This window comes from Ruminococcus sp. (genome assembly GCF_024691275.1).
Classification (GTDB): Bacteria; Bacillota; Clostridia; order Oscillospirales; family Ruminococcaceae; genus Ruminococcus.
On record NZ_JAILNU010000093.1, the window covers coordinates 1 to 22,299 of the forward strand.

Below are 22,299 nucleotides of genomic sequence, written 5' to 3' on the forward strand. Positions count from 1 at the left end.
TGATTTTTTCTATGATAAAGCCCCTTTGTAATTAATACAAAGGGGCAGTTTGTTAATGGGCTTTATCATAGAAAAAATGAAATAACGGTCTTGAAGGAATACAGAGAAAATCTTCTTCAAAAGGGTTTTCCTCAATATCTCGCGTAAAAACTTCTGTATAAGCACCCCACTTATTATCCGCCCTTTTCGTAATGTACTGTAGGAGTAGCCTTTGACAGTCCGCAGATCCTGATATATCGCATTAAAAGCGTAGGGGACGATGTAAACATCGTCCCTTTTGATTTGAACGTATGACCGCAGTTTAAAAAGAACTGCTGCTGCCTTGTCTGACACCAAATATACCTGCTGCCAAGAGCATTATAGAAGCTATGAGCATTATGTAAAAGCCATAGGAGTAGTTGATATCCACATAACTTGAGATCTGATCCCAGTATTCGCCCAATTTGGATTTTAAGCGCCATTCCGACGAGAGCAGGGCTTCGCCGATGGTTAATATAACTGAGATGATCCCTACAGTAAGTACGCCCTTGTTCATTTTTGAAAAGGCGAAAACACAGCCGAGTACTGCAATAGTTGCAAATAACAGCCAGTCTTTTCCGTCAAACAGGGAAGCGCTTACCGACAAGCCGACCGTAATAGTGAAGAACGGCAGGAAAATGGCGATAAACATAATGATAGAAGCCACAATAGCCAGATCGTTGGTTTTTGCGCTCGGTCTAAACATTGGCTGCGGTGGAGGAGCATAATTGTTGTATCCGCCATAGTTGTTATTGTAGGGGCTTGACTGACGAGGGGCATTATAGGGATTTTGCTGTTGGGGGGAATTTTGAGAGCTGCTGAGGTCGGTGCCGCAGAACGGGCATTTTTTTGTGCCGTCCATAAGGTTGCTGTTGCAGTTTGAACAATACATAATATCACTCCTAACAGAAATTAATGATTCAACCAATTATAACATAAAAATATTAAAAAAGTCAACCTTTGTGACGAAATTTGTAAAAAATATTTGTATTGGGTGTGCAAACAAAAAGAGCGCAGTATTTGCACCCTTGTTACGTTGGCGCTTGTTCCAATTGCTCACTTTTGCTAAGGTAAAAATTCACCTTTCCAAGACGAATCGAGCAACTTTAACATTTCCGTCCATTTCTGATGACTGAATATCGAATCCGCATTTTTTTGTATAGAATGAGACATTTTCGCTTTTATCTATTGGAGTAACCAATGTAAACTTGCACCAGTCGGTGTAATATGACTTAACGAATTCTATTGCAGATGTTCCGATGCCCTTTCCCTGAAACTCAGGGATAACACATAAGCAGCCGATTTCGTATATTCCTTTTTGCAGTTCTTTGCATGAGATACAACCAACGGGCTTTTCATCGCATAGAATTATGAATTTTGGGTAATCAATGATTGATCGCCGCATCATTTTCACGGTCTTTCCATATGCAGGACATTCGCCGTACTTTATATAATCGCTATAGAACGAAGAATTGTAAATATCTATTAACAACTCTGCATCAGATAAGACAGCTTTTCTGAATTCGATCTTCATAGATAACAGCTCCTTAAATTCCGATTTGTGTTAGCAACAATTATAGCATAGCATTTCTGCATTGTCAACATAAGCGCCGCAGATACATCTGTTTCATGGTGTTTTGCTGTTTAAAAAATTTTTTGAAAAAATTTCAGATTTCATGTCACACTTTGATTATCTGTAACGTTTCTTATAATAGAACGACATAAAGGTATCATGATATCAAACGCAAATAAACCCAAAAAATAACAGAGGAGAAAACAAAAATGAAACAGTCAGTATTAGCACTTGCAATATTATTTTTACTTTGCGCACCAATATCATGCGGAAGTGATAAGGATATAGTCGGAACAGAAGAACCTCAGCGCCAGACATCGGTTTCGTATGAGACTACTTTTGCCAATACAGACATAAGTACATCTACAACTGTTAAAGCTGCTGATATAAGTGATACAGTATATTCAGAAGTTACCGCAGCAGACACCGTAGCACAGAACGTTCCTGTACAGACTCAGTCCGAAGCTGCTGTCCCGACATCAGCCACAGGCTTCAAAAGGGGAAAAACTTACGGCAGCGTGTATATCTCAGAGTATGCAGGTTTTTCATTCAACGGAATGGATACCATTGAGTATATGGCTGATGACGATATATACATGGAGACACATATGGCAGGCAGATTTATGTCTCAGGAAGACAGGGAGAAGATAGATACGATCATCGTTGATGCCTGCGGAATATATGACGAATACAATTCAAGGGTCTCATTCAGCTTTATTGATACAAAGGCACGTTTCCCCGAAAAGAGTGATGTAACTATCGAAGATATCGTTCCGACCAAAGAATTTGACGGCTCGGAATGGATCACGCTTGATGTTACAGAACCTGTCAGCGTAGATATTTGCGGCAGAGAGTACCGTAAGATAAGAGTGTCCAACGGTTATTCCGATCACGTCGAATACCACTATATCAGTAAGATAGATGATGTGTATACACTGGATATCAGATACTCTGCGAAGGCTCAGGATGACACTTCAGAATTCGAGAGCAGATTTAATGCTTTGGCATGATCGGAAAAATTAATATAAAAAGCATGAGTGGACTGTTCTGTACAGTCCATTTTTGCTGAAATATCACAGTTAAATTGACAAACGAAAACTACTGTGATATAATAAGTTGACTTATGCGAAAAAAGGAGATAATGAGGATGAAAAAAAGCGTAATCATGGCGGCTGTAATGGTCTCTCTGCTGACGGCAGTGTCCTGCGGTGAGAAGAAGAATGGAAGCGAGACAGCGGCTGAAACAACAACGAGCGCTTCGGAAACATCAGTGACCGCAGAAGCAGTGACAACTGATGCAGCCGAGGCAGCAACAGAGAAAGGAGCGGACAAAGTTACAGATGATATTGACCCTGTGAAGGGTACGGCTTTTGTAAAGGGAAAAGTCGAGGGAAATGTTTATACTTCCGAGTATACGGGAATAAAGTTTACAGCTCCCGATAAATGGGAATTCAGGAGCGATGACGATATCACTTCCGATAATCAGAAAGCGCTCGATTCCATGGAAGGCGAAATGAAAAGGCTCATGTCCCTGGAAATAACCGATGCCGAGATGTTGAAAAATGATGGCGATGATAAGAAAAGTATAGGTTTTATCTACAGCAACGTTAAAAAGAAGTATCCCGACATGAGCAATATGACCGAAGAGGAATTTCTGGATCAGGATATATTCATGGGAGCTCTCAGTGCAGCTAAAGAGAGCGGCAGCTTGAATATGGCAGAGCCTGAAAAGGTAACTCTCGGCAGAACAGAATTTACAAGATTCAGGATCATAAGTGATGACGAAAACAGCGATGATATAATCTACATAGGAAGAATAGATGACGATTTCATGCTTATGATAGCCGCATTCAGAGGTGCGGCACAGGACTATAAAGCGTTTGAGAGCTGTTTTGAAGCGCTGAGCTGAAAAAAATAGGAGTAAAGAAAATGAAAAAAGCGGCATTATTCATATCTTTATTAGCAGCGATCCTTTCAGCAGTATCATGTTCAAGAAGCAAAAGCGGTAATATAACAGTGCCCGATACCACGAAAGCGTCGGTCATTGAAGAGGATACTGCCGATGTTTACGAAACGGAATCAGGGGAGGAAGAGAAAGAGCTCCTCGATCCTACAGAGGGGACCGCTTTTAAGAAGGGGAAGATAGAGGGTAATGTTTATACTTCCGAGTATGCGGGAATAAAGTTCACGCTGCGCGACGGAGTAAGTTTCATGAAACAGGAAGATGTTGAGAAAATGGTCAATCAGGCTGTAAAGATGACCAGCGGTGACGACAGAGTAAGAGCCTTGTCCAAGATAACGGAAGCGGAGATATATGATATCAGGACATCTACCATGCTCGATGTGTCATATTACAACCTTAATATGCTCGCACCCGAAAATATGGATATGACAGAGGAGGACTTCTTCAGACAGCAGATCATGCCCTTTGCAGAGAATATGGGTATAGAGGTCACTGAGCCGGAAGAAGTCTATCTCGGCGGCAGGAAGTTTGTAATGCTGAAAATGGGTGACGAGAAAAAGACAGCGCCTGCGGAGTACCTCTATGTCAGCAGGATAGACAATGACTTTATAATCTTTATCACGACCTGTCTCGGAATACTCGGCAGCCGTGAAGAATTTGAGAATAGCTTTGAAGCGTTCGGTTAAACAGCAAAGGAGATAGAAAAATGAAAAAAGCGGCATTGTTCGCATCGCTGATACTGGCTGTATTTGCATCAGTATCCTGCGGAGATTCCAAAAAAGACACCAAAACAGAGCCTGAGACTACAGTGGCAGCAGCTGAGACAACAGCAGCATCTTCGGATAACGCTGCGGAAGATATAGAGGAGTTTGATCCCGCAGAGGGTACAGCCTTCAAGAAGGGAAGTATCGAGGGAAACGTCTATACCTCAGAGTATGCGGGCATCAGGTTCACATTGCCCGAGGGTGTGGAATTCATGGACATGAACGAGCTTGATGAAATGGTTCAGGATACCTTAAAAGCGGTCAGCGGCGAAGAGAAGCTCCGACTTATGTCAAAGATAACCGAAGCAGAAATATTTGAGCCTGATACTATGACTATAGTGGATATCGGTTTCCACAATATGAAGAGGCTACATTCAGATAAGCCTGACATTACCGAAGAGGAATTCATAGAACAGGACGTTATAGCACCTGTAAGAGCTCTCGACGTAAACATTACAGAGCCCGAGAAGGTAAAGCTTGGCGGCAGAGAGTTCGTCAAGGTCAAGATCAGCGAAAAAGACGATGCTGATACCTACCAGAACCTTTACGCAAGCAGGATAGATGATGATTTTATGCTTTTCATCACAGCTTTCCCGGGAAAGATCGGCGATGAAGCAGCATTTGAATCCTGCTTTGAGTCTGTCGGAAAATGACAAAAAGCCTGAGAACGGAGAATATCCGCTCTCAGGCTTGATTTTTTATTACAGGAACAGTCCCAGAAGGAAGGCGGCTCCCGAAGCGGCAAGTGCCACGACGATGAGCGGCATCTCAAGGAAAGCCAGCAGCAGAGCCACTGCCGTACCCGCAGCAGCGGTCCATATGTTGTGGGTCGTGTAGAATATAGCAGGGATAGTCATTGCGCTCAGTACCGCATAGGGGATATAGTACAGAAAGCTCCTGAAGAAGCGCGACTTTATTTTCTTGCGGAAGAACGTGAACGGTATCATGCGTATGAGATAGGTAACGCCTGCCATGACGATGATGTAAACAGCAAGACTCATTGCTCAGCCTCCTCATCTTTAATGGGGAAGACAGCCGCAGCGATCGCGGAAGCCACGATAGCAGCGATGATTATGGCAAATCCTTCGCTCACCATAGGCAGAGCATAGTGGAATATCACACTTATGGCAGCTGCCAGAACTGCGACGAAAAGAACGCTGTGCTGTTTTTTTGCAGGGGGGATCACTATAGCAATGAACATACCGTACAGGACTATCTCCATAGCTGCGCTTACAGCGGCAGGGAGGAGCTCTCCTGCGGCAGCGCCGAGAGCCGTACCCAATACCCAGCCTCCGCCTGCAATAAGTATCATACCGTACATATAGGCAGGTGTAAGGGGTTCTTTCTGAGCGGAACAAACTGCGAATATCTCGTCGGTTATGCCGTATGAAGCGAGCAGTCTGTGGGGAGTGGTGAAGCGTTTGTCAAGTTTTTGTGAGAGGGATATTGCCATGAGAGAATAACGTATGTTGATAGTCAGCTGAAGGAGTATCATTTCGATGATAGCGCCGCTTGCCGCGATGACATCTATGCCTGCCTTCTGACCTGCTGAAGTCAGGCAAGTGGCTGAGATCAGCGCCGATTGGAATATGGACAGTCCCGCTTTGTTCACGGAGAGAATGCCCAGACCGAAAGAAACCGAAAGGTATCCCAGACATATAGGGATACCGTGTGACATTCCGCGAAGGAAGTTTTTGTTCATACGTGCAGCACCTGCGCACTGAGTAAAAAGATCATATATATCCTCCAATAGCAATATATTAGCAGTATCAACTGCTTAAAGCGACTTTATCCTTTCGGCGGAATCGCTTATTTCCGCCCATGAATAGTCTATCATGTATTCGCCGTGGTAAGCGTTCACAGCGACGGCATCGCCGGCGAACAGGTCATAGAGGTCGCAGTCCACAGCCTCCTTGTTGATCTGTATCTGGCGGTTCTGTTTGAGTATAACGTTGGAAAAGCCAGCCGACTCGATGTCCTTGATAAGATCCGAGACATACTGGGAGACTTTTTTGGAAGTGGGTCTGTCGAAGACCTCTACCTCAAGCACATCGGCAGCTATCTCCTTGCTTGTGACAGGGTAGCCGCACTGGTCGATGAGGTATGCGAATATCTCCTTGGAGATGGTACGCGAGAATTTCAGAGGAGTATTCTCCTTGCCGAACACGCGGAAGTTGCCGAATGTACGTATTTTGAGCTTATTTTCGTCCTTTGGCTCGGGCTGTGGGAGGTATCTGAAGTTATCGAATTCATTTTTGATATCCTCCTCGGTATACGGCTTCATGATATAGCCGCTGGGACGCATCTGGATAGCGGCGAAGGCGTACTCGGAATAGCTTGTAACAAAGACGATATTGCACATGGGGGAATACTTTTTAAGCTCTATAGCCACCTGTATGCCTGACATCTTACCGATACGGATATCGAGGAAAGCGGCATCGAAGGTGTCTTTTTCTTCGTATTCAAGGAACTGTGAAGCTCTTCGGAAGGGGACTATTTCAGCATCGGGGCGGACTTTGTGTATAGTATCAACAAGAAGCTGCAAAGCAAATCTTTCATCATCTATTACCAGAATTTTCATTATGATTCTCCTTTGGAATAAGAATAATGCACTCTGTGCCCTTATCGGGTTCGCTGTTGATAATGAGGGTGCCGTGACATTCGTCGTCGAGACGTTTGCGGACGTTAGCGATACCGATATGGCTGTTATCAAGGGAATGAAGGGTATGCGTGTCGAAGCCTGCACCGTCATCGCGTATAGTTATCTTGTGAGCGCTTTCGGTCTCAACGGTAGAGATAACTATAGTACCGCAGCCGCTTTCCGAGGCGTTTATGCCGTGTTTTACGGCATTTTCGACCATAGGCTGGACGGTGAGTACGGGCAGCATGAAGTTCTCGTCCTGTATATCGAATTCGACGGTAAGGTCGTCATCGAAACGCAGTTTTTCAAGTGAGAGGTAAACTTTTGTGTGGGCGAGCTCGTCCTTTATGCTGACGAGACCGACCTTGCTGATCGCATCGACGTTCTGTCTCAGATACTTTGAGAAGTCGATAAGGGCAGTTTTGGTCTTTGCGGTGTCCTTATCGCAGAGGTAAATGATAGAAGTGAGCGAATTGTACATAAAATGCGGCTGTATCTGAGATACAGCGAGAAGGCGCTTGCTCTGTTCCAGTTCAAGCTCGCTTGTACGGAGCCTCAGCTTGATATCGCTCTGATATATAGTAACGATATAAAAATAGAAGGCAATAACGTCAAGAGCAACGATCTCGTCCATAAGATCAATGACGATATAAGCGGCTTCGAGGTAGCATTCCAGCAGTGTGAGGAAAACTATGAAGACCAGCGTGATGCCTTTTCCGAGGTTCTTTGTCTTGAAGAATATTATGGAGTATCTCAGCAGCAGGAGCAGGTAGAGCATACCCGCAAAATAAGGCATCAGGAACAATAGATTGTCATTTGATTTAAGGTGCGAGTCATAATAGAACAGGATCTTGGGACCGAAAAGATTTATGATCTCGGTGATAAGAACAACAAGCTCGGGGAGAAAAGTGAGGAATCTCAGTTTTCTGTCGGGCGGCAGAACAAGGAGAAGCATGATATACGCGATGAGCGGGAACATGATCTGTTCCAGAGCAGCGCGAAGGTACATGAAAGTCATAGCAGGAGCATGAGAATAATCGGTTTTTTTGTTATATATCGCCTGCAAGAACCATTCTCTGATGGCGCCGTTTACGACAATAATAGAAAGAAGCACTACTATAACAGCTATATGACCTGTTCCTGTAGGACGTTCACGGCGGTTTTCTATAAGAAGGAAAACGATAGATAGTATGAGAGCGACTGACAGAAAGTTATAGCTGACAAGATATGATATCAGAGACAAATATGCACCTCCTTAATCCTGAAAAAATGTATATTATTTTTGCGCAAGGGGGTATTTAACATTTATATATTAGTATTATACCACATTCTGCGTGGTTTGTAAAGAAATGATTATACAAATGAAAAGAATGTTTTTGCGCAATGTGCAAAATGAGAGTAAACATTTCACTGCAATAATATGCTAAAATGCCGATTTTCAAAAACTTTGTAAAATTTGGTCATAAACCCCTGTTATTTGTTGAACCGTGTGGAACAGGGTATGGTATAATACAATCACGGGATATGAGATATATGTATATATCGTGAATGTAGAAAGGGAGTAGACGCTGTAGCCTTTTTCTGGGGGGAAAAACGTTGTCATGCGGTTGCTGATCGTGTGAGCAGGCTGCGGTGTCTCCTTTCTCTACAAACATAGAAAGAGAAAGCGGAAAAATCATACAGTAACATATAATGATCCCAAATATAAAAACATTTTCATTGTACAACATCACCTCACAGCAGCCGAAAGGCTGCCCTTTTTTTTGCCCTTAGCACAAAAATATACAAAAAAGCGGTTCTGTAATATTGTACTCTCATTATGTCCTATAATGTCATAACGCCGAAAATCCCTTGACACCGTGGTTTTAACGTGTTAGAATCATCTTGAAAAAGAGGGAAAACATACGTTTATAAAAATAACAAAACGGAAAGGAATATTACAAATGAAAGCAATGAAAAAGACTTTGGCGGGTCTTTGTGCGCTTTGTTTAAGCGCAGGTGCTGTTTCAGTGATAAGCACATCGGAAAACGGCATCGGCACTGTTTTGGCGGCAACAAAGGACATATCTTCAACAATGGAATGGGACACGCTCAAAATAGGCGGAGCAGGTTTCGTTTCAGGCATCGTTACAGGAAAAAAGGAAATGTATCTGCGTACTGATGTCGGCGGTGCTTACAGATACGACTACAGCAAGAAGAGATGGGTACAGCTCTTCGGATTTATCAACGAGGACGACAGAGGACTCCTCAGCTGCAAGGGTATCGCTATCGACCCTAAGGACGATATGACAGCTTACTTCCTCTGCGGCTGCGCTTACTTCTCAAACGCAAAGACGGTCATCTTCAAGACTACCGACGGTGGCAAGACATTTACAAGCGTTGATGTCACAGACCATATACAGGTACACGGAAACGGCGACGGCCGTGAATGTATCGAGCCTATCGCTGTTGACCCCGATAACCCCGATACTATCTATGCAGGCGGCGACGTGACCGCAGGCAAGTCGGCTCTTATCAAGTCAACAGACGGCGGTAAAACATGGGCTCCTGTAATGGGCTATGACGAGCTCGGACTTTTCTCGGGCGAGCTCAAGTATCCTTCATGGACAGATCATATGGTAAGAGGCACCGAGCCTGCTAAGCTTTACAACGAGCAGAACGGTATCGGCTGCGTTTATATCGAGGGCGGCAAGGTTTATGTAGGTACTTCTGTAACAGGACAGGCTAATGTCCACGTTGCAAGCGTAAAGGACGACAAGTTCGAGCCTATCAAGGCGCTCCCGAACGCAAACTATCCGCTTTCTATAACCAGCGACCACAACGGAAACCTTTTCTTCACATATATCGGCGGACTTGCTTTTGCAGGCGCTTCAGGCGGTGCATACAAGTATAATATCAAGTCGGGTAAAGCTGAAAAGCTCACCGTATCGGACAATGCTGTGGGAATGATCGAAGTTGACAAGAAGGACCCCAACAAGATGTTTGCACGTACCTGCGGTATCTGGTCGGCTCAGTGGTGCGGTACAGAGTGGGTACAGGACGATCCTTCCACACCTGAAAATGAAGGCACTATCGCATGGGGCGACTACTTCTTCCGTTCGTCTGACGGAGGAAAGACATGGGAGAACATAACACCCGGTGAAGGCCCTACAGACTATACAACAGGTGTAGGCGTAAAGAAGTTCAAATCACTTCCTCTCGATACAAACGGCTATGACTGGATATACGGTAAGGCTTGCCACTGGGGCAGCGGTATCGTTATAGACCCAAGAGACCCCGAGGGTGACAGAATACTCCTCACATCAGGTAACGGTGTATTTGCCTGCGATAATGCATGGGCAGAAAAGGATATCCAGTTCTACTTCCAGCCTGACGGCGTTGAGGAGTGCGTAAGCCTTGACTTCTACAGCACAGCTGACGGTCTCGACCTCTCCGCTATCGGCGACTATGACGGATTCGTTCACGAAAAGGTTGACGGTATCCCTGCTCAGTACAACCCGAATATGGGCTCTACATCTGCTATTACGGTATGCCCTCAGAACACAGACGTATGGGCAAGAACAGCAAACGGCGACGGCAACAATACAGGAAGCGGCTACTATACCCTCGACCGCGGCAAGACATGGAAAACATTCAAGCCTGCCTGCACAGGCGGTAAGCTCTCTATCACAGAGCTTTCAAAGGGCAAGTACAGAGTTATAAACACAAGTCCTAAGGGCGGCGCTTCCTATTCAGACGACTGGGGAGCAACATGGAAGGACTGTCAGGGCATACAGGCTTCAAAGGGTGCATATACACTCGTTGATCCCGAGGACGCAAAGACAGTTTACGCTGTAGGTGCTCAGTATAACGAGTACTGGTCATCTGATATGTCAAAGAAAGAGCCTACATATGACGAGGCACACTACTCATACTTTGTAAGTGAAGATTACGGCGCAACTTTCAAAGAGACACGTATCTGCCCATATAACTGGGAGCTCACATGGAAGTTCGAGCACACAGGCGACCTTGCTTACGTAAAGAAGGGCACAGTAGCTCTTGCAGGTGCAAACCACGGAGTTTACATCATCTCCGACAAGGGCAAGACTGTAAAGCACCTTGAAAACGTTGCATATGCAAAGTGTATCGGCTACGGCGCACCTGAGAAGAAGGGCAATGCAAATACCCTCTACATCTACGGTCAGCCTGAGAAGACCGATCCCGAGGGCATCTATCGTTCAACAGACGAGGGTGCAACATGGGTATGCATCAATAAGGACCACCTCTACGGCGGTACAGGTAACGGCAACTACATCGTAGGCGATATGGACGAGTTCGGCAAGGTGTATATGTCAACAGTCGGCTGCGGTATCGTATACGGAAAAATCGCAGGCAGCGAGCCTGTTGTAAATACTACAACAACTACAAATAAGACAACTACCACAACAAAGCCTGTTGCAACAACAGACAAGAACTACAAGGCAGGCGATTCCAACTGTGACGGCGTGATAGACCTTTCTGACGCAGTAATGATAATGCAGGCGCTTGCAAATCCGAACAAGTACGGACTTAACGGAACAGCTAAGACCCACATCACAGCACAGGGTCTCAAGAACGCAGACGTTATCGGCAATAACGGCATGACGACCGAGGACGCAGGAGCAATACAGAGATACCTGCTTCACCTTATAAAAGAGATACCTGTGAAGGACTAAAGAAAAATAGAATAGAAACATGATAAGAAACGGCTTCCTTAGTGGAAGCCGTTTTGTAAATATATAACAGTTCAGTTAGCTTTTGGGCTAATGATATGCTTGTAATGTAAAAAAGAGTAAATATGCTTGACAAATTGCACAAGTGATATTATAATTATGACGTTAAGTATAATTCAAACTAAAGAAATTTCAACTTTTCAATTAAATGCGCTTTTAAGTTTATCAAAAAATGACTACAAAAAATTTATTTTTATTTGCATCTGATTTGATTAAAAGTTTTATCTTTGCTTGAATAATATACTTGATATTCAGCTAAAAATATACAATTAAACTTAATAAAAAAGGAGTTATTGGTAATGAAAAAATTCAAATCAATTATTACGCTGCTTGTTTCCATGATACTTGTCAGCGCATTTACAACAGCTCTTATAGCAGATGCTGCTACAAGAAGAGTATTATATGCAACTATAAATCCTCAGGAACAGGATTATTACTGCGGCGTAGCTTCGTTACAGGCTTTACTTAGGAATGAAAACAGTCATAATTCAAGTAAACTTAAATCTGACGCAAGAGGTAGCAAAAGTCAGAAAGATGTAGTTGGACTTATTAAAAAATATGGCGGTGGATATAATGTTGACTCTACTCATGAAACCGCGTGGTTTACAGGTAATGATAGTAGCCAGGCATCAAACAGAGGATACAACCCACTTTGTGCAACTCTTCAGCGTATGACAGATTATGACTGGCAGATATTAGGCAGATATACTAACAGAGATTTACAGTTCAACGCAACAAATGTTAGATATAAAATCATGAATAGTATAGATCATAATCATTGTGTTCTCGCAAATGGACAGTCTTGCTATAAAGTAAAAGATAATAATGGTTATGTTAAAATAATAAGTTATAATATTAAGATAAAACTTGGCTTTGCAGGCAATACCGAAAGAATTTATCCTAATACAACGGGACATTGGTTCGTAGTAGACGGATATGAAGATAACGGCTATACACTTCTTATCAGAGATCCTGCTTGGCATGGTGTAGGATGTGGATCATGGAATGATTCAAGCAACATTTTCAGAATCAGTTTAAGTGAATTTATGCGTTACATTGATGGTAGTCACGGAATAATTTACTGGAACAAGGAATCAAAATAATCTCATCAAATTACTTTGATTCGCAACAACTAAAAATAATATAGTCAAAACGGCTTCCTTAGTGGAAGCCGTTTTTGTTATGTATGAGGGAATTTGTCGGTATACACGCCAATTTCGGTGAAAATGCCCTTGCTGCTGCCCGTAATGGTCAGCGAGCCTATAGGAGCTGCGGAAACTGTCCCGAAGGACACGAGGTCGTAAATATCCTCGCCGAGGTAGCCGCTGTAGGAGCAGAAGGTCTTTTTGCAGCCGCGGAAGTCGAATTTATCGCGGAAAGTGAGAGCCTGCTGCGGAGCGTAGAGGAAGCGCATATCGAGGTCGAAGAACTTGTGGCGAATGATCTTCATATTGATAACGTCCTGGTCGCTCAGCTCAAAAGAGCCGTAGTTACCGTTGATATCAGCCATATGGTAATGGCTTGCGAGGTGTATGCCTGAAATTTCCGAGCCTGAAGAAAGCAGAGGGACGCTGCTCAGGTCGAAGCTTTCGGGTGTAGGGAAAGGGCTTATCATAACGGTATTGGTGCCGCGGATATAGGGATAAGTGCCGAGGAGCTTGTATGCGAGATTAGCGGCAGCGTCCCACATGGAGGTATTGGGTCTGACGTAGATATAGCTGCTGTTATCGGAGTTGTTTTCGTGGGTGACGTATGGCAGAGTATAGAAATCCTCCATGAGCATATTGAACGAGATGTTCATTTTCAGACCGGGTTCTATCTGGTTCTGGGTGAGCAGAGAAGAGAATCCGCGAGAGCGCACATACAGGAAGTCTGTGCCGCTTATTTTTTCCCATTTCAGGTCGTCAATGAGACCGTGGTGTATCATATGGCTGTCGATGGACAGCTGCACCTCTGCGGCGTTATCGAAGGAGTTGTTATCGGCGCGTATCTTGGCTGACAGGGAAGTATACGGAGCATATATGTCTTTTTTGAAGCTGAAAGAGAGTATATTTTCCTCAGCGATGACAGTTCCTGATTCAGTTTTTACGGTGAGAACAGCTGTCATGATGAAACACTCCTTGTGATAGTATCGGCGGTTATGAGAGTTACCGCAGCATCTGACCATGTTTCGCCCTTATCGCTGAAAGAATAGGACAGCATACGGCAGTTGTTGAAATCGAGTCCCATATAAGAGACATTTAAGGCTGATGCTGAGTGAACGAGGGCATTGAAGTTGAAAATGAAATCGGCAGGAGTATCCTCCGCGCATATCCTGCCCGAGAATATAAGCTTTGTGCTGCGTGACGAGTTGTTAGTGATGACCGTGCCGCCGATAACGGTGGAACTTTCGCTGATATCGCGTACTGCGGAAGCCTTGAAGCTTTCGCAGTACAGGGTGATGCCGCTGATAGTGACGGGGACGGGTTCACGTTTTGTAAGAGAGGTCGTGCTCATGTGGAGCTCCTTTCAAATTTTGATATGCCGTTTGCGTCGAGCCGTATATTGAGGACGAGCCGCTGGATATTAGTATCGAACTTAGCGCTGAGACCTGAGAGAACGCAGGTCAGACCCGACATATCGGAGATGACAGGTTCCAGCTTTTCGTCGTAATAGCTGTATATCTGTGCAAGGGAGTATTTTTCGGAAGCGGTTATTTTAATATCTATCTCAGCTTTGAACGGAAAATAGATGGAATACTGTGAGTATATCGGCTTTTCACATGAAAAAGCGCCTATACCGACGATAGTTGATAATTCTTTGCTCTTATTTGTTGTATCTACAGCGTCAAATGCACTGTAGACAGGTGTTACACCGTGAGTTCTGAGGTTGTTGATAATTCCGTTGATGATATCCGTAAACATCAGGTGATGTCCTCCTCTCCTGAAAAGCTGCTGAACACGAAGTTCTGACATTTGAGCAGATCATTGCATATCTGCAAATAGTCTCTCAGCAGCAGTTTTGAGTATTCGTAAGCTGTATTCTGTGATTCCTTCAGCATTTTTCCCGCATAGGTCACGGCAGCTCGTTCACGCGCAGCGAGCATCTGCTGTACCCTGTAGAAGGCTATGGCAGCGCAGAGAAAATTCAGTCTGTAATCTGTGCTGCATTCCTGTGATCTCAGCATTACACTGACCTCATACATAGACAGGTTTATGAAGTTGTAGTAGGTCTGACTGTTCTGTTCGCCCGTAAGCAGCTCAAAGAGATCGTTTATTTCCTGTACGTCCATAAGAAAGCACCTCCTTACTTTGTTGAAAAATCAGATGTAAAGTCGTCATGAGCGTCTGAGCAGTCAAGCTGAACAGAAATGCCGTTTTGTCCGCACTGAGCCTCGAAGGACTTTTTCAGTTTTATGAGCTGTTCTGTTCCGAGGGCTGCGGCGGAAAGTGAAGCTATATCCGCAGCATTTCTTCCGCCGACAAAGTAAGCAAGTCTGCGTATATCGCGGCGCAGCTCCTCATCTGCGGCGGTAACGGGAGTATCAGCCCGAGCTTTAAGGGTATCGGATTCGCTGTATTTCTTGGTCACACCTGCGTTGACCTGAGCAGGGACAGCCACGAAGCTCCACTCATAGGCGTCGGTGATATCGTCGAGGATAGTGTGGCAAAGGATTCCGTTGTAGTATTTGCCCTTGACATGGCTGCAAGAAGATGTATTCTTGTCGTTACCGCAGACCGAGCAGATACGTTTTGCAGCAGAGCAGGAGATACTCACTTCTTTTTTGATGCCGCCGTCGATCTCGGCGATGAGGTTTTGGTTTTCGTCGGTTCGTACCATGTAGGCGCTGGCTTTGAGGTACTTGTAAGGATAGCCGTATTTAGTCTGCCTTGAATCATCTGTGACGAGTTCGGTGTCGAATATGCGGGCGTTCTGATTCAGGGAGGAGACATTGTGGTCGAAGATGCCTGTCCTGCCAATGAAGCTTGATTTAAGGGCTTCGAGGGCATTGTCCGAGAAGCGTTCGCAGTCGCGGTCGATGTCGTTATCGCAGAGGATCACCGAGAACACGTAGACCTCGTCCTCGGAAAGCTTTCTCCGCGTGAACTTGTTTATCTTATCAAGAATTGTTTTTTCCATGCTTTCTCCTTTCGGAATAATTGAATTGAACCCATGAACGGTATCCCAAAGGGACTGTGTTCCTTTGGTCAGGTCAAGGGCTTACAGCCCTTGTGGGGTTACTCCCCACAGTGCGGGGAGATGCCGCAAAGCGACAGAGGGGCTGGGACGGTTAGTCCGGGAAGTTACAAAGCGCTCCGCAAGGGTCGGTGACTGTTTGGGAAGAAGGGGACACCCTGCAAGAGAGAGCGTCCCCTGAATCGGGGCGATATTACGTGTTAGCTGCAACAGTAAGCACCTTTACCGCGTCGGGAGTTATCTTCCTGAAACCGCAGGTGATAGATACTGTCATCTGGTCGAGCTGACGGTCGATGAGCTTGTCAGTCTCCATTACAAGGTCAGTGCTTGTGATGAATTCGAGAGCAAAATTACGGTCGATACCAATGATCGTATCATCATCGGCAGCCGATGTCTTGATAAGCTCAGAGCCGAATGGGAGGATAAGCTTACCGTCTGAATTTGCCGAGCAGTCTTTGAGCTGCTCCATAGCGGCGATCTTTGAAGCAAGCTCAGGAGAGGTGATAACAGTTGTCATGTCGAAGCAGTCGAACTCGCCGTAGAGAGCTGCAAGGTCATCGTATGTGAGGGCTGATGTGGTGATAGGTGTAACATCGTCAACGAGTACGTCAACAGCCTCCTTGACCACGGTCACTGCAAGTCTTACGCCCACACTTCTGAGCATTACGCCGAAAACGTCAAGTCTCTGCTTACGGACAGCTTCATAGGAAGCGCTGATAAGTCTGCCGAACTTTGAGAGAACAGTGGCTGTCGAGCCTTCTCTGACAGTTGCCTCAGGGAGCTTTGCGGCTTCCTCGGTAGGTGCATATGCAACAGTAGTATCATCGAGCACACAGCCGAGGTACTGGCTGCTTGAACATACAGTCTTGGCAGCGCAGACAGAGCTGAGAACAGTTTCGTCGAAACCCTTTCTGATGCATCTTGTGACGAATTCAGGGAAAAGCACGGCTGTTTCCGTAGTCGAGAAGAACTTCTCCACACAGTCGCAGTCCTGACCGTTTATCCTGATATTGAAGCGTTTGAGCTGTCTCTCGAAAGCGTCCAGCTTTTCGAGGGGAGTGCCTGCGTAAGCAGATGTAGGGTCGAGCTCTTCAAGAGCAGCTGTGAATGACTTTCCGCTGAGATTATAGAGTCCCTTTTCAAGTTTGATATCGTTATACATACATTTTCCTCCGTTAAGAATATTCTTTTTCAAGGCGCAGTTCTATTTCGTGCGCCTGTGCGTTTTTCAGCCTTGCTTCTGCAAGAGCTGTTTCGTCCTGTAGATTGATGTTGTCCCACTCTACCGAGCAGGTCGCTTCCGAGCCTATGGAAGCAAGATAAGCGTTGCCCACGTCGCATATAACGGGTGTGAGCAGTCTGCGGTAGTATTCCAGCTCAGAGGTGAGTATATCAGCCTGCTGAGAGGACATACGCTCAGTGGAGCTCCACGAGAGCCCCAGCAGGAACGGCGGTATGGAGAGCTTTGCGATGAGCTGTTCGAGGAGCTGCCTTACGGGCACATTGGTATCGAAAAGCTTGTTTTCAGCTCCGATGACCTTAATATCAACGTCGCCCACCGCAACGAAGTCCTTGACCTGACCGTACTTAGCCGAATTCATGCCGTCAGCCCATTCGCGGGCTATCTGCTGTGCTCTTTCGCGTGAATACATAAGGTCGCCTGCTTCTCCCTGCGGCTTGTAGGTCACTGCATAGCGGACGTTTCCTGCGCGGTCGAAGTTCTGACCGATACATTCGTATATCCTCATAAGGATACCGCTGAGTGACGGAAGTCCGCGGAGCAGCGAATGACCGCCTGTAAGTGATGTGTAGAGTATATTTTCGGGGTGTGAGATCCTTGTGGAGTTACCTTTGTCGGTAATAAGGGAATATTTTCTGCTGAAGGGATCGGTTCCCGATGTTATGCGTATTCGTGAAACGTCGCCGTTCCACAGTCCTGCAATGCGGAGCTGTTCTCTGTCTGTGACTATCTCGCCCACAGCACTTCCGTAGGTTAGGAGACTGTCAAGGAAATTATCCGTAAAACAGCCTATAGAACGTCCTGTAAGACCTACGGGGACATTTTCGAGGAAGCTGCTGAGCTCCTGCTGACAGCTCTCGTCCGAGCATATCACTCTGAAACCTCCTGTGAGCCTGATTATTTTCATGATAGCAGCGTCGATGATAGGAACTGCATAGCGCAGCCTGTCGTAGAGCTCCTTTTCGTATGGCTGAATGGCTGACGGCAGTGCAAAGCTGTCACAGCCGAAGCGCTGAGTACTCACAAGCTCAGGAGCAGCTTTCGCGGCTTTTTTCTTCTTAAAAAGCTTCATAGTACCTCCTTTTGGTAGTATTGAACGGTGATCTATCGGGCGACAGAAAGTGCTATGAGATCGCTGCCGCCCTGAGAGTTGAACATATCCGCCACAAAGTAGCGCATATCGTCCATTGCGTGATCGTTTTCCTTTATGGGAGCGTCTGCACCTGTCTTTTCATTCCAGCTGTAGAGCTGAAATTCGCGGAGTATATCCCTGCACGATCCATGTATTCTGAGCCTGCCCTCTTTCAGAGCTGTAGAGACCTGCCTTATTCCGGATACAACGTCGTTATCCGCTTTTACTGTGCGGAACCGTCCGTGTCGGCGTATGCACTCTATAAAGCTTGCCGCGGAGGGATCGACGATGACCTTGTCTATCTTTCGTAAGCCTGCAAGCTCCTCAAGAGCAGCATAGTGCTCCTCATCGGTTCGGGAGCTGCCTTCTCTGCGTGAATCGTAGTAGTATTCGCGCAGTCTGTACCATATGCCGTTATTGAGTCCCCAAAGCCCGAATGAGGACGGATTTACCGTGCCGTAATCGCAGGAGATAACATATCTCTCGCAGTCGATATCGCCGCTGAAAACGTGTTCCTTTTCGTTGAACATAGGGTATACCACACCCTGAGAAGCAGTCCACCTGCCGAGAACGAAGCGGTCATAGAAAACTCCCGAGTACATACGCTTATAGCGTTCGCGTACACTTTGAGAAAGAGCAGGATTATCGTCCATAGTAAAATGGAGATACAGGGCGTTTTTCTTTTTGAGCTGCTTTATCCACTCGGTATAGAACCAGTGGGCGGGGTTGTCGGGGTTGCAGTTGAACCACATTTTCGAGCCGTTCACAGAGCATCTTGCCAGAGCCTGTTCCACGAAGGAACGCGGCATGAGAACAACTTCATCGAAGAATACTCCCGAGAGAGTCATGCCCTGTATCAGAGCGGCGGAGCTTTCGTCCTTGCCGCCGAAAAGATAAACTCTGTTGGTACAGCCGCGAAGTGTGATGTCGAAGTAGTTCTGGCTGACCTTTTCGTTTACAGCGAGCCCGTGCTCCCTGAGAAGCGGAAGCAGTGGTGTTACCACATTTCGCCGCAGTGAAGTGATAGTCTTGCCGCACATTGCGAATGAACCGCCGTCAAAACAGCGGCTTGCCCAGAATATGAAGCCAAGTGACATAGACAGAGTTTTGCCGCTTCGCACAGCGCCGTCGCATATGATAGCGTCGCGGTCGCCGTAACGCCGCATATTCCACCATTTCATAGTGAGGAGCTGTTTTGGGGAGTATTCAGTTATCGTCAAGATCCTCACGCTCCCCGTCTGCGGAAAGTGCTCTTATCAGGCTGTCCGCTTTGCTCTGGTCAGAGAAGGCGTTTTCCAGCTCGAACAGCTTTTCCAGTGCTTTGAGCCTGTCGAAGAATTTGATCTCGACTCCGCCTCCTTTCACACGTTTAATTTCAGAAACGTTGAAAAGGTCGAGCTTTTTGATGGCATCAGCAGGCGGAAGCTCGTCCGAGAAAAGAAGATATACCGCATCGGAGCAGCTTCCGAACGCAAGCCTGTTCAGTCCCGATGCAATATTCCCGCTGTCTGACAGCAGCGCTCTCAGCTGACCTATGAGCTGTTGGCACTTGCGGCTTTTCAGCATATTTACACCGTCCGACAGTGCATTTTCGCGGGGGCAACCTGCTTTGACCGCAGCCTCCTCAACGCTGCCCAGCAATACATAATTGCAGCAGAATTGATTCAGCGTTGATTTAGTGTTTCGTTTCAAGAAAGTATGACCTCCTTTCGTGCTTGAACGTGATCGCCGTTCATAAGCGGTACGAAATAGGGCGAAATTCAAGGTAAAAGCCTTGAATTTCAGAAAAATAATTTTTGCCTTTGTATACTTGCACAATTTGAGGTCTGCAATTTGTGTGCTTTGACTGATAAAGCTGTCCCGAAGGCATAAAAAAGGACTGCCGAAGCAGTCCTTATAATTATCGTTATGAAATAAGTAAGGGCGGACTGATCGTCCGCCCGTTGAGGTTATTACCGGTTATCTCTGCTCGCAGATAAGCTTGATAGCGGTTCTTTCTTCACCATCAATCTGAATGTTGGCAAAGGCAGGAATACAAATAAGGTCGATTCCTATAGGTGCTAAATATCCCCTCGCAATGGCGATCGCTTTTACCGCCTGATTTGCTGCACCAGCACCTACTGCCTGTACTTCAACAGCTTTCTGTTCTCTTATCACACCGGCAATAGCTCCGGCAACAGAATTCGGTGATGAATGTGATGATACTTTCAGAATTTCCATGACAAATAACCCTCCTGTTAAAAATATTTGTACGTTTAAAAAGCTAATGCCAAAAGGCTATTGTACAATTGTATTATACCCTATTGGCGTGAAAAATGCAAGTATTTCCCTGAAACTTTGTATACTATCTTATAATTATCCTATCTATTTTGTGCGATTTGCCGTTTTTTTCGTTAAAGTTCACTATAGTTCCACAAAGGAAGCTTTTGCCCTTTGCTTCGGTAAAGCGGACGGGCATATGAAAACGGAATCGGGCTATGGCAGGTTGAATATCGACACCGAGACATGAAAGCTCAGTTCCGACCATTCCCACATCTGTAATATATGCTGTATGCTCACCGAGTATACATTCGTCTGCGGTCTGGACATGGGTGTGAGTTCCGAAAACGCCGCTGACTCTGCCTGTGAGGTAATGACCCATAGCCTTTTTCTCTGATGTAGCTTCCGCATGGAAATCCACGAATATATTCGGCGTATCAATGCTCTCAAGAAGCTCGTCGATCTTGGTGAATGGGTTGTCGAGAGGCTCCATATAGGCTGTTCCCATAAGGTTTATGACAGCTATGGAGTATGCTCCCATATCGAGAATACGCACACCGCTGCCTACGCAGCCGCCCTCGGGGTAGTTCGCAGGGCGGACGATGTAATTCTCCTCGAATATGTCGAGGGCTTCCTTGCGGCGGAAAGCGTGGTTTCCTGTGGTGATCATGTCAGCGCCTGCTCTTACGAGCATATCTGCGGACGCACGGGTAATACCGTTGCCCTGCGCGGAATTTTCGCCGTTTACTATAGTAATATCAATGCCGTATTCGTGCTTGAGGCTGCCAAGCTTCTCTGTAAGGAACTCGCAGCCGCCATTGCCTACAACGTCACCTATAAAGAGTAATTTTTTCATTATCTGCTATTCACTTCTTATCTGATTTTTTCTTTCCGCCGAGGTTGGTATCATAGGAGATGCCTGTACCCTGAAGGCTGACGGTAGCCTTTTTCTTGTTATTTACGGTGAGCTTGACCTTTTTGCTGCCGATTTTCGGACCTTCAATGCTTATGCTCCCGCCCTTTTTGGTCTTGTTGAATCTGAAAAGCTTGCCTATCTTGAAGCTCTTTGTGAAATGGAATCCCATAGTATGCCTCCTTTTTACCGCTGTTTGAGCAGTACCTCTGCAATGGCGATATCCTCGGGGGTGGTTATTTTTATGTTGGTGTAGTCGCCGACGGTCATTGCGACCTTGCCGCCGATAGCTTCTACCAGCTGACAGTCGTCGGTGAAGTCAAGACCGTGTTCAAGGGCGAAGTCAATGCCCTCAAAGTAAAGACTGCGCTTGAATATCTGCGGAGTCTGGGTGATATACAGTGAGCTTCGCGGCGGAGTATCTACGATAAGTCCGCCGTCAACGGTCTTGATAGTGTCCTTTACAGGGACACCGAGAGTTGCACCGCCGAATACAGAAGCGTCTTTGATGACCTTTTCGATATGTTCGGGCTTGACAAGGGGACGCGCTCCGTCGTGGACTGCCACGAGTTCAGACTCCTTGGATATCTTGCGGATACCGTTTATTACGCTCTCCTGACGGGTAGAGCCGCCCGTAGTGCAGGCAGCAAGCTTAGTTATGCCTGCGGCTTCTGCTTCTGCCTGTATGGCAGGGATATCGTCCTCACGGGCTACGATGATTATTTCGCTTATGCTCTCACAGCTCTGGAAAGCCTGCATGGTAACGCCGATCACCTTTCTTTCGCCAAGTGGGAGAAGTATCTTGTTCACGCCGCCCATTCGGGTGGAATTTCCGGCGCAGACTATTACTGCTGATGTTTTCATGTTTA

Annotated in this window: 25 protein-coding genes; 6 read left to right on the forward strand and 19 right to left on the reverse strand. The window is 45.9% G+C overall.

Annotated elements, in window-relative coordinates; genetic code table 11:
- Window positions 1-301 precede the first annotated feature (301 nt).
- A complete protein-coding gene (locus K6G33_RS11275; RefSeq protein WP_296779500.1) occupies window positions 302-910 on the reverse strand; it encodes a zinc ribbon domain-containing protein in 609 nt (202 codons plus the stop codon).
- Between the two features lie 186 nt (window positions 911-1,096).
- Window positions 1,097-1,552 carry a GNAT family N-acetyltransferase gene (locus K6G33_RS11280; RefSeq protein WP_296779503.1) on the reverse strand — a complete coding sequence of 152 codons (456 nt, stop codon included), beginning with the start codon at window positions 1,550-1,552 and terminating at the stop codon, window positions 1,097-1,099.
- A 248-nt stretch (window positions 1,553-1,800) separates the two neighbouring features.
- Between K6G33_RS11280 and K6G33_RS11285 the strand changes: the two genes are divergently transcribed.
- The 4 genes from K6G33_RS11285 (at window position 1,801) to K6G33_RS11300 (ending at window position 4,971) form a co-directional block, all read left to right on the forward strand.
- The gene (locus K6G33_RS11285; protein ID WP_296779505.1) at window positions 1,801-2,601 is read left to right on the forward strand and encodes a hypothetical protein; all 801 of its coding nucleotides are present in this window, start codon (window positions 1,801-1,803) and stop codon (window positions 2,599-2,601) included.
- Between the two features lie 137 nt (window positions 2,602-2,738).
- Window positions 2,739-3,500 carry a hypothetical protein gene (locus K6G33_RS11290; RefSeq protein ID WP_296779508.1) on the forward strand — a complete coding sequence of 254 codons (762 nt, stop codon included), beginning with the start codon at window positions 2,739-2,741 and terminating at the stop codon, window positions 3,498-3,500.
- A gap of 20 nt (window positions 3,501-3,520) precedes the next feature.
- A complete protein-coding gene (locus K6G33_RS11295; RefSeq protein ID WP_296779510.1) occupies window positions 3,521-4,240 on the forward strand; it encodes a hypothetical protein in 720 nt (239 codons plus the stop codon).
- A gap of 20 nt (window positions 4,241-4,260) precedes the next feature.
- A complete protein-coding gene (locus K6G33_RS11300; protein ID WP_296779512.1) occupies window positions 4,261-4,971 on the forward strand; it encodes a hypothetical protein in 711 nt (236 codons plus the stop codon).
- Between the two features lie 48 nt (window positions 4,972-5,019).
- Here K6G33_RS11300 and K6G33_RS11305 read toward each other — a convergent pair whose 3' ends face one another.
- The 4 genes from K6G33_RS11305 to K6G33_RS11320 all read right to left on the reverse strand — a co-directional run bounded on the left by K6G33_RS11305 (window position 5,020) and on the right by K6G33_RS11320 (window position 8,202).
- Window positions 5,020-5,319, reverse strand: coding sequence for an AzlD domain-containing protein (locus K6G33_RS11305; RefSeq protein WP_296779514.1), 300 nt, complete (start codon window positions 5,317-5,319; stop codon window positions 5,020-5,022).
- Window positions 5,316-6,020, reverse strand: a complete 705-nt coding sequence (locus K6G33_RS11310) for an AzlC family ABC transporter permease (protein WP_296779517.1) — start codon at window positions 6,018-6,020, stop codon at window positions 5,316-5,318. The genes K6G33_RS11305 and K6G33_RS11310 overlap by 4 nt, the downstream gene beginning before the upstream one ends.
- Window positions 6,021-6,095: 75 nt before the next feature.
- Window positions 6,096-6,899, reverse strand: a complete 804-nt coding sequence (locus K6G33_RS11315; protein ID WP_296779519.1) for a response regulator — start codon at window positions 6,897-6,899, stop codon at window positions 6,096-6,098.
- Entirely contained in the window at window positions 6,877-8,202 is a 1,326-nt protein-coding gene (locus K6G33_RS11320) for a sensor histidine kinase (protein WP_296779522.1), read from the reverse strand. Before K6G33_RS11320 ends, K6G33_RS11315 begins: the two co-directional genes overlap by 23 nt.
- A gap of 700 nt (window positions 8,203-8,902) precedes the next feature.
- On the opposite strand from K6G33_RS11320, the gene K6G33_RS11325 reads away from it, so the two are divergent.
- Together K6G33_RS11325 and K6G33_RS11330 are read left to right on the forward strand one after the other, a co-directional pair.
- Window positions 8,903-11,653: a dockerin type I domain-containing protein gene (locus K6G33_RS11325; protein WP_296779525.1), complete on the forward strand. Its 2,751-nt coding sequence runs from the start codon at window positions 8,903-8,905 to the stop codon at window positions 11,651-11,653.
- A gap of 356 nt (window positions 11,654-12,009) precedes the next feature.
- The gene (locus tag K6G33_RS11330; RefSeq protein WP_296779526.1) at window positions 12,010-12,813 is read left to right on the forward strand and encodes a C39 family peptidase; all 804 of its coding nucleotides are present in this window, start codon (window positions 12,010-12,012) and stop codon (window positions 12,811-12,813) included.
- A gap of 77 nt (window positions 12,814-12,890) precedes the next feature.
- On the opposite strand, the gene K6G33_RS11335 is transcribed toward K6G33_RS11330, so the two are convergent.
- From K6G33_RS11335 to ispD, 13 genes are all read right to left on the reverse strand, one after another.
- Window positions 12,891-13,817, reverse strand: coding sequence for a hypothetical protein (locus K6G33_RS11335; RefSeq protein ID WP_296779527.1), 927 nt, complete (start codon window positions 13,815-13,817; stop codon window positions 12,891-12,893).
- Window positions 13,814-14,206, reverse strand: a complete 393-nt coding sequence (locus K6G33_RS11340; RefSeq protein ID WP_296779528.1) for a hypothetical protein — start codon at window positions 14,204-14,206, stop codon at window positions 13,814-13,816. The genes K6G33_RS11335 and K6G33_RS11340 overlap by 4 nt, the downstream gene beginning before the upstream one ends.
- Complete coding sequence (locus K6G33_RS11345) at window positions 14,203-14,613, reverse strand: hypothetical protein (protein ID WP_296779529.1); 411 nt, start codon at window positions 14,611-14,613, stop codon at window positions 14,203-14,205. Before K6G33_RS11345 ends, K6G33_RS11340 begins: the two co-directional genes overlap by 4 nt.
- Complete coding sequence (locus tag K6G33_RS11350; protein WP_296779531.1) at window positions 14,613-14,981, reverse strand: hypothetical protein; 369 nt, start codon at window positions 14,979-14,981, stop codon at window positions 14,613-14,615. The genes K6G33_RS11345 and K6G33_RS11350 overlap by 1 nt, the downstream gene beginning before the upstream one ends.
- A 14-nt stretch (window positions 14,982-14,995) precedes the next feature.
- Window positions 14,996-15,829, reverse strand: a complete 834-nt coding sequence (locus tag K6G33_RS11355) for a hypothetical protein (protein WP_296779533.1) — start codon at window positions 15,827-15,829, stop codon at window positions 14,996-14,998.
- A gap of 250 nt (window positions 15,830-16,079) precedes the next feature.
- Window positions 16,080-17,048: a hypothetical protein gene (locus K6G33_RS11360; protein ID WP_296779536.1), complete on the reverse strand. Its 969-nt coding sequence runs from the start codon at window positions 17,046-17,048 to the stop codon at window positions 16,080-16,082.
- Window positions 17,049-17,061: 13 nt separating this feature from the next.
- Window positions 17,062-18,198, reverse strand: a complete 1,137-nt coding sequence (locus K6G33_RS11365; protein WP_296779539.1) for a serine/threonine protein phosphatase — start codon at window positions 18,196-18,198, stop codon at window positions 17,062-17,064.
- 32 nt (window positions 18,199-18,230) lie between these two features.
- Entirely contained in the window at window positions 18,231-19,439 is a 1,209-nt protein-coding gene (locus K6G33_RS11370; protein ID WP_296779574.1) for a PBSX family phage terminase large subunit, read from the reverse strand.
- A gap of 25 nt (window positions 19,440-19,464) precedes the next feature.
- Window positions 19,465-19,950: a terminase small subunit gene (locus K6G33_RS11375; protein ID WP_296779542.1), complete on the reverse strand. Its 486-nt coding sequence runs from the start codon at window positions 19,948-19,950 to the stop codon at window positions 19,465-19,467.
- 267 nt (window positions 19,951-20,217) lie between these two features.
- Window positions 20,218-20,478: a stage V sporulation protein S gene (locus K6G33_RS11380; protein WP_024861514.1), complete on the reverse strand. Its 261-nt coding sequence runs from the start codon at window positions 20,476-20,478 to the stop codon at window positions 20,218-20,220.
- A 124-nt stretch (window positions 20,479-20,602) separates the two neighbouring features.
- Window positions 20,603-21,373: a TIGR00282 family metallophosphoesterase gene (locus tag K6G33_RS11385; RefSeq protein ID WP_296779545.1), complete on the reverse strand. Its 771-nt coding sequence runs from the start codon at window positions 21,371-21,373 to the stop codon at window positions 20,603-20,605.
- A 10-nt stretch (window positions 21,374-21,383) separates the two neighbouring features.
- Window positions 21,384-21,602, reverse strand: a complete 219-nt coding sequence (locus K6G33_RS11390; protein WP_296779548.1) for a DUF4236 domain-containing protein — start codon at window positions 21,600-21,602, stop codon at window positions 21,384-21,386.
- 14 nt (window positions 21,603-21,616) lie between these two features.
- Complete coding sequence (gene ispD, locus K6G33_RS11395) at window positions 21,617-22,294, reverse strand: 2-C-methyl-D-erythritol 4-phosphate cytidylyltransferase (RefSeq protein ID WP_173450589.1); 678 nt, start codon at window positions 22,292-22,294, stop codon at window positions 21,617-21,619.
- Window positions 22,295-22,299: the final 5 nt, after the last annotated feature.

What these genes read in the sequence shown, in the direction of transcription:
- K6G33_RS11285 (WP_296779505.1), top strand. Translation starts at nt 1,801, where the DNA reads ATGAAACAGTCAGTATTAGCACTTGCAATATTATTTTTACTTTGCGCA.
- K6G33_RS11365 (WP_296779539.1), bottom strand. Translation starts at nt 18,198, where the DNA reads ATGAAGCTTTTTAAGAAGAAAAAAGCCGCGAAAGCTGCTCCTGAGCTT.
- K6G33_RS11370 (WP_296779574.1), bottom strand. Translation starts at nt 19,439, where the DNA reads ATGAAATGGTGGAATATGCGGCGTTACGGCGACCGCGACGCTATCATA.
- K6G33_RS11355 (WP_296779533.1), bottom strand. Translation starts at nt 15,829, where the DNA reads ATGGAAAAAACAATTCTTGATAAGATAAACAAGTTCACGCGGAGAAAG.
- K6G33_RS11385 (WP_296779545.1), bottom strand. Translation starts at nt 21,373, where the DNA reads ATGAAAAAATTACTCTTTATAGGTGACGTTGTAGGCAATGGCGGCTGC.
- K6G33_RS11310 (WP_296779517.1), bottom strand. Translation starts at nt 6,020, where the DNA reads ATGAACAAAAACTTCCTTCGCGGAATGTCACACGGTATCCCTATATGT.
- K6G33_RS11380 (WP_024861514.1), bottom strand. Translation starts at nt 20,478, where the DNA reads ATGGAAATTCTGAAAGTATCATCACATTCATCACCGAATTCTGTTGCC.
- K6G33_RS11305 (WP_296779514.1), bottom strand. Translation starts at nt 5,319, where the DNA reads ATGAGTCTTGCTGTTTACATCATCGTCATGGCAGGCGTTACCTATCTC.
- K6G33_RS11325 (WP_296779525.1), top strand. Translation starts at nt 8,903, where the DNA reads ATGAAAGCAATGAAAAAGACTTTGGCGGGTCTTTGTGCGCTTTGTTTA.
- K6G33_RS11340 (WP_296779528.1), bottom strand. Translation starts at nt 14,206, where the DNA reads ATGAGCACGACCTCTCTTACAAAACGTGAACCCGTCCCCGTCACTATC.
- K6G33_RS11360 (WP_296779536.1), bottom strand. Translation starts at nt 17,048, where the DNA reads ATGTATAACGATATCAAACTTGAAAAGGGACTCTATAATCTCAGCGGA.
- K6G33_RS11315 (WP_296779519.1), bottom strand. Translation starts at nt 6,899, where the DNA reads ATGAAAATTCTGGTAATAGATGATGAAAGATTTGCTTTGCAGCTTCTT.
- K6G33_RS11345 (WP_296779529.1), bottom strand. Translation starts at nt 14,613, where the DNA reads ATGTTTACGGATATCATCAACGGAATTATCAACAACCTCAGAACTCAC.
- K6G33_RS11335 (WP_296779527.1), bottom strand. Translation starts at nt 13,817, where the DNA reads ATGACAGCTGTTCTCACCGTAAAAACTGAATCAGGAACTGTCATCGCT.
- K6G33_RS11290 (WP_296779508.1), top strand. Translation starts at nt 2,739, where the DNA reads ATGAAAAAAAGCGTAATCATGGCGGCTGTAATGGTCTCTCTGCTGACG.
- K6G33_RS11330 (WP_296779526.1), top strand. Translation starts at nt 12,010, where the DNA reads ATGAAAAAATTCAAATCAATTATTACGCTGCTTGTTTCCATGATACTT.
- ispD (WP_173450589.1), bottom strand. Translation starts at nt 22,294, where the DNA reads ATGAAAACATCAGCAGTAATAGTCTGCGCCGGAAATTCCACCCGAATG.
- K6G33_RS11295 (WP_296779510.1), top strand. Translation starts at nt 3,521, where the DNA reads ATGAAAAAAGCGGCATTATTCATATCTTTATTAGCAGCGATCCTTTCA.
- K6G33_RS11350 (WP_296779531.1), bottom strand. Translation starts at nt 14,981, where the DNA reads ATGGACGTACAGGAAATAAACGATCTCTTTGAGCTGCTTACGGGCGAA.
- K6G33_RS11280 (WP_296779503.1), bottom strand. Translation starts at nt 1,552, where the DNA reads ATGAAGATCGAATTCAGAAAAGCTGTCTTATCTGATGCAGAGTTGTTA.
- K6G33_RS11300 (WP_296779512.1), top strand. Translation starts at nt 4,261, where the DNA reads ATGAAAAAAGCGGCATTGTTCGCATCGCTGATACTGGCTGTATTTGCA.
- K6G33_RS11275 (WP_296779500.1), bottom strand. Translation starts at nt 910, where the DNA reads ATGTATTGTTCAAACTGCAACAGCAACCTTATGGACGGCACAAAAAAA.
- K6G33_RS11390 (WP_296779548.1), bottom strand. Translation starts at nt 21,602, where the DNA reads ATGGGATTCCATTTCACAAAGAGCTTCAAGATAGGCAAGCTTTTCAGA.